The following is an 8,065-nucleotide window of genomic DNA, read 5'->3' on the forward strand; positions in this document are numbered from 1 at the left end:
CGACTGGGCCGGCGTCGACGTGACGCTGGTCGACGACCGCTGGGTGCCGGAGGACGACGCGGCCAGCAACGCGCGCCTGGTGCGCGACACGCTGCTGCAGCACGCGGCGGCCCCTGCCCGCTTCCTGCCGCTCGTCGACACGCGCAGCGCGCTCGACGCGCACGTCGCCGCGCTGAACGCGAACGCCGACTACCGCGTGCCGACCGTCGCGGTGCTCGGCATGGGCGAGGACGGCCATACCGCGTCGATCTTCGCCGATGCGCCCGAATGGGATCACGCGATCACGACGCCCGAGCGGTTCGTCGCCGTGCATCCCGGCGCCGCGCCGCATGCGCGCGTGAGCTTCTCGCTCGATGCGCTCAAGCGCGTCGACCGGCTGTTCCTGCTGATCGCGGGCGAACGCAAGCGCGCGGTGCTCGACGCCGCGACCGCATCGCTGCAGAAGAACGCGATTTCCCAACTGGCCAACGACAAGGGGACCCAGCTCGATGTCTACTGGTGCGCAAAGTAAGGCCGTTGTCGCGGGCCAGCATGCCGACGGCCCGCGCCTGCTCGCGGACGTCGGCGGCACCAACGCGCGTTTCGCGCTGGAAACCGGGCCGGGCGACATCACGCAGATCCGCGTGTACCCCGGCGCCGACTATCCGACGCTCACCGACGCGATCCGCAAATACCTGAAGGACGTGAAGATCACCCGCGTGAACCACGCGGCGATCGCGATCGCCAATCCGGTCGACGGCGACCAGGTCACGATGACCAACCACGACTGGAGCTTCTCGATCGAGGCGACGCGCCGCGCGCTCGGCTTCGACACGCTGCTCGTCGTCAACGATTTCACCGCGCTGGCCATGGCGCTGCCGGGCCTGACCGACGCGCAGCGCGTGCAGATCGGCGGCGGCGCGCGCCGCCAGAACAGCGTGATCGGGTTGCTCGGGCCCGGCACCGGGCTCGGCGTGTCAGGGCTGATTCCGGCCGACGACCGCTGGATCGCGCTCGGCAGCGAGGGCGGCCACGCGTCGTTCGCGCCGCAGGACGAGCGCGAGGATCTGGTGCTGCAGTACGCGCGCAAGAAGTTTCCGCACGTGTCGTTCGAACGCGTGTGTGCGGGCCCCGGCATGGAGATCATCTATCGCGCGCTCGCCGCGCGCGACAAGAAGCGCGTCGCCGCGACCGTCGACACGGTCGAGATCGTCGAGCGCGCGCATGCGGGCGACGCGCTCGCGCTCGAGACGGTTGAATGTTTCTGCGGGATTCTCGGCGCGTTCGCGGGCAGCGTCGCGCTGACGCTCGGCGCACTCGGCGGCGTGTACATCGGCGGCGGCGTCGCGCTGAAGCTGGGCGAGCTGTTCACGCGCTCGTCGTTCCGCGCGCGCTTCGAGGCGAAGGGCCGCTTCACGCACTATCTCGAGAACATCCCGACCTACCTGATCACCGCCGAATACCCGGCGTTCCTCGGCGTATCCGCGATCCTCGCGGAGCAGCTGTCGAACCGCTCGGGCGGTGCGTCGTCGGCCGTGTTCGAACGGATCCGCCAGATGCGCGACGCGCTGACGCCGGCCGAGCGCCGCGTCGCCGATCTCGCGCTGAACCATCCGCGCTCGATCATCAACGACCCGATCGTCGACATCGCGCGCAAGGCCGACGTGAGCCAGCCGACGGTGATCCGCTTCTGCCGCTCGCTCGGCTGCCAGGGGTTGTCGGACTTCAAGCTGAAGCTCGCCACCGGCCTCACCGGCACGATCCCGATGAGCCACAGCCAGGTGCATCTCGGCGACACGGCCACCGACTTCGGCGCGAAGGTGCTCGACAACACGGTGTCGGCGATCCTGCAGCTGCGCGAGCACCTGAACTTCGAGCACGTCGAGAACGCGATCGAGATCCTGAACGGCGCGCGGCGCATCGAGTTCTACGGGCTCGGCAACTCGAACATCGTCGCGCAGGACGCGCACTACAAGTTCTTCCGCTTCGGGATCCCGACGATCGCGTACGGCGACCTGTACATGCAGGCCGCATCGGCCGCGCTGCTCGGCAAGGGCGACGTGATCGTCGCGGTGTCGAAGTCGGGACGCGCGCCCGAGCTGCTGCGCGTGCTCGACGTCGCGATGCAGGCCGGCGCGAAGGTGATCGCGATCACGTCGAGCAACACGCCGCTCGCGAAGCGCGCGACCGTCGCGCTCGAGACCGACCACATCGAGATGCGCGAATCGCAGCTGTCGATGATCTCGCGGATCCTGCATCTGCTGATGATCGACATCCTCGCGGTCGGCGTCGCGATCCGCCGGGCGTCGACGAACGGCGAACTGCCCGAGGCCGTCGCCCAGGCGAAGGCACGCGCGAGCGATGACGAAACGGCCGACGTGCTCGACTGGCTGAGCCACGGCGCGTCGCCGGCGGCGAAGGACGTCGCGCGGGATTGACGCACGGCGCGGCGCAAGCCGCTTCCTGCCCCCCAACGAAAAACGCCACCGGCGCATCGCGCGCGGTGGCGTTTTTCATGGTGCCGCCCGGCTGGAGGATCACGCCCCCGCTTTCACCGGCCGCCCGTGCCAGCGCAGCACGAGACAGCGCCCGGCGAAACACAGCACGCCCGTAACACCGATCGTCACCCCCATCGCGAACGGCGTGCCGTCCGCGAGCGCGCCGATCGCCACGCTCGCGATCGCGCCGAGCGCCAGCTGCATCGCGCCGAACACGGCCGCCGACGCGCCCGCATTGTGCGGATAACGATGCATGAGGTCGGTCGTGCAGTTCGCGGACAGGATCCCGACCACGCCGACGACGAAGAACAGGCACACGACGATCGACCACAGCCCGCCCCACCCCGTCAGCGCGACGAGCGCGACCGCGAGCGACGCGATGCAGCTCACCAGCGACGCGGCCGCGATGATGCGCAGCGAACCGACGCGGCCGACCAGCCGCGTGTTCGTGAAGTTGCCGATCATGATGCCGACCACGTTCAGGCCGAACAGCAGCCCGTAGTGCTGCGGCGACACGTGGAAATACTCGATGTAGACGAACGGTGTCGCAGTGATGTACGAGAACATCGACGCGAACGCCATCCCGCCGCACAGCATGTGCCCCCATGCGACGGGGTCGGACAGGATGCGCCCGTACGACGCGAACGACGCGAGCACGGCCGCGCTCTTGCGCCGCTCCTTCGGCCAGGTCTCGGGCACGCGCAGGTACGCGGTCGCCGCGCACACCGCGCCGAACACGGCCAGCACGACGAACACGCCGCGCCAGCCCGAGAAACGCAGGATCTGCCCGCCGATCAGCGGCGCGAGCAGCGGCCCGACCGCGGTGACGATCGCGACCATCGACAGCACCTTCGCCGCGTCGGTCGGCTCGTGCGCATCGCGCGCGATCGCACGCGACAGCACCGACGCCGCGCCGGCGCCGAGCGCCTGCAGGAAGCGCACGAGGATCAGCATGTCGATCGAGTTCGACACGAAGCAGCCGATGCTCGCGAGCGTAAATAGCGCGATGCCGCCGAGCAGCACGGGACGGCGGCCCCACGTGTCGGACAGCGGGCCGTACAGCAGCATGCCGATCGAGAAGCCGGCCATGAAGCTCGTCAGCGTGCGCTGCGCGGCGCCGGGGCTGACGGAGAAGCCGTCGGCGATCGACGGCAGGCTCGGCAGGTACATGTCGGTAGCGATCGGCCCGCAGGCGGCGAGCGCACCGAGCAACAGGATCAGCCGGGCATCGGGCCGGCGCCGGACGACGTGAGACATGGGTATCCGGAATGGAGCGCCGCGCGCATCGGGGCGCGCGTGGTGGTGACGACGGGAGGCCGCGCCGCGAACGGCGCGCTCGGGCCCATGATTGTACGCGCAACTTTTTTTCGTGCCGCCGGCCCGACGCGCGACCGGCGGAAAAAACACCGGCACGGCGCCCGCCGCGCGGGATCGCGAGCAGGGATTCGATTAAGCTTGCAGCGCCTCGCTGCCAATTGTCTGATCCATTCAATTCGACACACGACCGAACCGATGACCGCTTTCCTGTTGATCTGGAGCCCCAAGAAATGGCCGTGGCCCGAACTGCCCGACGTCGCCGCGCGCGTGAAGGCCGGCGAGGCCGTGCATGACGTGTGGGGCTGCGGCTTCGCGCGCGGCATCCTGCCGGGCGACCGCGTGTTCCTGCACCGTGTCGCGAAGGAACCCAAGGGCGTGTTCGGCTCCGGCTACGTGACGCGCGCGCCGTACGAGGTACCCGATCCGGCGACGAAGCGCGGCTACCGGCTGTGCATCGACTTCGTATACGACTGGCTGGTCGATGCGCACCAGGACGTCGTGATCCCGCGCGATGCGCTGCGCGTGCATCCGTATTCCGTGCAGACCTGGGATGCGCAAAGCTCCGGCACCGTGATCAAGCCGATGGTCGAAGGCCCGCTCGAGAAACGCTGGGCCGAGCTGACCGGCAAGCGCAAACCGCCGCGATAACCGAAGCGGCCGCCGCACCGCATCTGCCCCTCCTTTCCGGCCCCGGCCCGCGCAACCCCGCACGCGCCGAAAGGCCGCGGACCGCGCCGCGGGCCCGCCGCGCGCGTCTCCGGTACAATCGGACGATCGTTCCGCCCAGGCGCCGCGGCCCGTGCACAGGCCCCCGCGCCCTTCTCTCGCAGGTTTCGCTCATGTCCAACAATCAGATCCTCTTCGAACGCGCCCAGAAGACCATTCCCGGCGGCGTCAACTCGCCGGTGCGCGCATTCCGTTCGGTCGGCGGCACGCCGCGCTTTGTCGCGCGCGCGCAAGGCCCGTATTTCTGGGATGCCGACGGCAAGCAGTACATCGACTACATCGGCTCGTGGGGCCCGATGATCGTCGGCCACGTCCATCCTGAAGTGCTGTCGGCCGTGCAGAACGTGCTCGCCGACGGCTTCTCGTTCGGCGCGCCGACCGAAGCCGAGATCGAGATCGCCGAGGAAATCTGCAAGCTCGTGCCGTCGATCGAGCAGGTGCGGATGGTGTCGAGCGGCACCGAGGCCACGATGAGCGCGCTGCGCCTCGCGCGCGGCTTCACGGGCCGCAGCCGGATCGTCAAGTTCGAGGGCTGCTACCACGGCCACGCGGACAGCCTGCTCGTGAAGGCCGGCTCGGGCCTGCTGACGTTCGGCAACCCGACGTCGGCCGGCGTGCCCGCCGACATCGCGAAGCACACGACCGTCCTCGAATACAACAACGTCGCCGCGCTCGAGGAAGCGTTCGGCGCGTTCGGCGACGAGATCGCCGCCGTGATCGTCGAGCCGGTCGCGGGCAACATGAACCTCGTGCGCGGCACGCCGGAATTCCTCAACGCGCTGCGCGCACTGTGCACGAAGCACGGCGCCGTGCTGATCTTCGACGAGGTGATGTGCGGGTTCCGCGTCGCGCTCGGTGGCGCGCAGGCGTACTACGGGATCACGGCCGACCTCACCTGCCTCGGCAAGGTGATCGGCGGCGGGATGCCGGCTGCCGCGTTCGGCGGCCGCCGCGACATCATGGCCCACCTCGCGCCGCTCGGCGGCGTCTACCAGGCCGGCACGCTGTCGGGCAACCCGATCGCGGTCGCCGCGGGGCTGAAGACGCTGCAGCTGATCCAGGCGCCGGGCTTCTACGACGCGCTCACCGCGCAGACGAAGCGTCTCGCCGACGGCCTCGCGGCCGAAGCGCGTGCGGCCGGCGTGCCGTTCGCGGCCGACTCGATCGGCGCGATGTTCGGCCTCTACTTCGCCGAACGCGTGCCGACCAGCTTCGCCGAAGTCACGAAGAGCGACACCGAGCGCTTCAACCGCTTCTTCCACCTGATGCTCGACGAAGGCGTGTATTTCGCGCCGTCCGCGTACGAGGCCGGCTTCGTGTCGAGCACGCACGACGACGCGGTGATCGACGCGACGCTCGCGGCCGCGCGCCGCGCCTTCGCGGCACTCGCTGCCTGACCCGGGGCCGCGCGCATGTTCTCGGATATCGATTTCGCCCACATGCAGCGTGCGCTCGCGCTCGCCGCGCGCGGCATGTATACGACGGCACCGAACCCGCGTGTCGGCTGCGTGATCGTCAAGGACGGCGACGTGATCGGCGAAGGTTTCACGCAGCCGGCCGGCCAGGATCACGCGGAGGTCCAGGCGCTGAAGGACGCGCGCGCGCACGGCTACGACGTCGCTGGCTCGACCGTCTACGTCACGCTCGAACCGTGCAGCCATTTCGGCCGCACGCCGCCGTGCGCGAACGCGCTGATCGACGCGCGCGTCGCGAAGGTCGTCGCCGCGATGGAAGACCCGAACCCGCAGGTATCGGGGCGCGGCCTCGGGATGCTGCGCGACGCCGGCATCGACGTACGCTGCGGGCTGCTCGCGCATGAAGCCGGCGAACTGAACATCGGCTTCGTGTCGCGGATGACACGCGGCCGCCCGTGGGTGCGGATGAAGACCGCCGCGTCGCTCGACGGCCGCACCGCGCTGCCGTCCGGCGAAAGCCAGTGGATCACCGGCGAGGCCGCGCGCCTCGACGGGCACGCGTGGCGCGCGCGCGCCTGCGCGATCCTGACCGGCATCGGCACCGTGCGCGAGGACAACCCGCTGCTGACCGTGCGCGGGATCGACACGCCGCGCCAGCCGCAGCGCATCCTGGTCGACAGCCGCCTCGACCTGCCGCTCGACGCGCGGCTGCTCGAAGGCGCTCCGCTGCTGATCTTCTGCGGCCGGCTCGACGCCGCCGGCGAAGTGCGGGCGAAGGTGCTGAAGGCGCGCGGCGCGGAAATCGTGCCGCTCGCGAATGCGCACGGCAAGGTCGACCTGCCCGCGATGCTGGCGGCGCTCGGCGCACGCGGCGTCAACGAGCTGCACGTCGAGGCCGGCCACAAGCTGAACGGCTCGCTGCTGCGCGAACAGTGCGTCGACGAGTTGCTCGTCTATCTCGCACCGAGCCTGCTGGGCGCCGATGCGGCCGGCATGTTCGACCTTGCCGCGCCGGCGAGCCTCGATGCACGCACGCGGCTGTCGTTCCACGGGATCGAGCGGGTCGGCGACGATCTGCGGATCCTCGCGCGCTTCACGCCGACGGACGCCGCGCACTGAACGGGATCGTCGCGATGTTCACCGGAATTGTCGCGGTCGTATCGAATCGATCCGGCCGCTCGGCGCGTCGCGCCGACGCCGGCGTGCGCCTGACCGTGCCGGCCGGCGGCCTCGACCTCGCCGATGTCGCGCCGGGCGACAGCATTGCGATCCAGGGCGCGTGCATGACGGTGATCGACAGGAGCGACACCGCGTTAGACGTCGACGTGTCGCGCGAAAGCCTGAACCGTACGGTCGGCCTCGCCCAACCCGGCGAAGTGAACCTCGAGAAGGCGCTGCGCGCGCACCGGCCCGCCCGCCGGCTCCATCGGCCGAACGGCCAACGACGCGCACGGGTCATGCGGTCGCGCTAAGATGCGTCGACAGCGGTCTCGATACCGCAATGCACGACGCGCCGCGTAGCGGCCGCCCTCTTCCTCAAGGAGTCGCCCCCATGTCCATCTCGATGTACCAGGCTTCACTGCCCGTGCTGATCCGCGGCCTGACCAATCTTCAGCACATTCTCGGCAAGGCGCAGGCGCATGCGGCCGAAAAGCAGATCGATCCGTCGGTGTTCGTCGGCGCCCGCCTGTACCCGGACATGCTGCCGCTCGTCCGCCAGGTCTATATTGCGACCGACACGGCCAAGGGCTGCGCCGCGCGCCTCGCCGGCGCCGAGATCCCGAGCTATCCGGACGTCGAGCAGACCTTCGACGAACTGCACGCACGCATCCAGAAGACGATCGACTACCTGAAAAGCTTCGACGCGGCGCAGATCGACGGCAGCGAGACGCGCCAGATCGTGCTGAAGATGCGTGTCGGCCCGATCGAGTTCACCGGCCAGTCGTACCTGCTGAACTTCGTGCTGCCCAATTTCTTCTTCCACGTGACGACCGCGTACGACATCCTGCGTCACAGCGGCGTCGAGCTCGGCAAGCTCGACTACCTGGGCGGGCGCGACCAGCACGCCTGACGCGCGGTCGGGCAAGGCCCGGCCCACCACCGCGCGTGCAGGCAACCTGCGGCGGGCCC

The 8,065-nt window shown here is 69.7% G+C and carries 7 protein-coding genes and 1 pseudogene; 7 read left to right on the plus strand and 1 reads right to left on the minus strand.

Translation table 11 applies throughout. The features are described 5' to 3' along the window. Together DPV74_RS36610 and DPV74_RS36615 are read left to right on the plus strand one after the other, a co-directional pair. A partial coding sequence (locus DPV74_RS36610) for a 6-phosphogluconolactonase (RefSeq protein WP_119338961.1) occupies positions 1-511 on the plus strand: 511 nt, incomplete at its 5' end. Beyond that, positions 489-2,417 (plus strand): bifunctional transcriptional regulator/glucokinase, encoded by a 1,929-nt coding sequence (locus tag DPV74_RS36615; RefSeq protein ID WP_060206511.1) that lies wholly within the window; start codon positions 489-491, stop codon positions 2,415-2,417. The genes DPV74_RS36610 and DPV74_RS36615, both read left to right, overlap by 23 nt. A 99-nt stretch (positions 2,418-2,516) precedes the next feature. Here DPV74_RS36615 and DPV74_RS36620 read toward each other — a convergent pair whose 3' ends face one another. Then, positions 2,517-3,734: a Bcr/CflA family multidrug efflux MFS transporter gene (locus DPV74_RS36620; protein WP_027788127.1), complete on the minus strand. Its 1,218-nt coding sequence runs from the start codon at positions 3,732-3,734 to the stop codon at positions 2,517-2,519. A 255-nt stretch (positions 3,735-3,989) separates the two neighbouring features. Between DPV74_RS36620 and DPV74_RS36625 the strand changes: the two genes are divergently transcribed. The 5 genes and pseudogenes from DPV74_RS36625 (at position 3,990) to DPV74_RS36645 (ending at position 8,006) form a co-directional block, all read left to right on the plus strand. Continuing rightward, on the plus strand, positions 3,990-4,442 hold the full coding sequence (locus DPV74_RS36625) for a hypothetical protein (protein WP_048024193.1): 453 nt from the start codon (positions 3,990-3,992) through the stop codon (positions 4,440-4,442). A gap of 191 nt (positions 4,443-4,633) precedes the next feature. Continuing rightward, complete coding sequence (gene hemL / locus DPV74_RS36630) at positions 4,634-5,917, plus strand: glutamate-1-semialdehyde 2,1-aminomutase (protein ID WP_014897811.1); 1,284 nt, start codon at positions 4,634-4,636, stop codon at positions 5,915-5,917. Between the two features lie 15 nt (positions 5,918-5,932). After that, entirely contained in the window at positions 5,933-7,054 is a 1,122-nt protein-coding gene (gene ribD, locus DPV74_RS36635) for a bifunctional diaminohydroxyphosphoribosylaminopyrimidine deaminase/5-amino-6-(5-phosphoribosylamino)uracil reductase RibD (RefSeq protein ID WP_119338962.1), read from the plus strand. A 40-nt stretch (positions 7,055-7,094) separates the two neighbouring features. After that, positions 7,095-7,341: pseudogene (locus DPV74_RS36640) on the plus strand (riboflavin synthase); the annotation flags it as partial. 146 nt (positions 7,342-7,487) lie between these two features. Continuing rightward, positions 7,488-8,006, plus strand: coding sequence for a DUF1993 family protein (locus DPV74_RS36645; protein ID WP_027788130.1), 519 nt, complete (start codon positions 7,488-7,490; stop codon positions 8,004-8,006). The last annotated feature ends 59 nt before the right edge of the window (positions 8,007-8,065 follow it).

Source organism: Burkholderia sp. HAN2018 (genome assembly GCF_024704855.1).
GTDB lineage: Bacteria > Pseudomonadota > Gammaproteobacteria > Burkholderiales > Burkholderiaceae > Burkholderia > Burkholderia cepacia.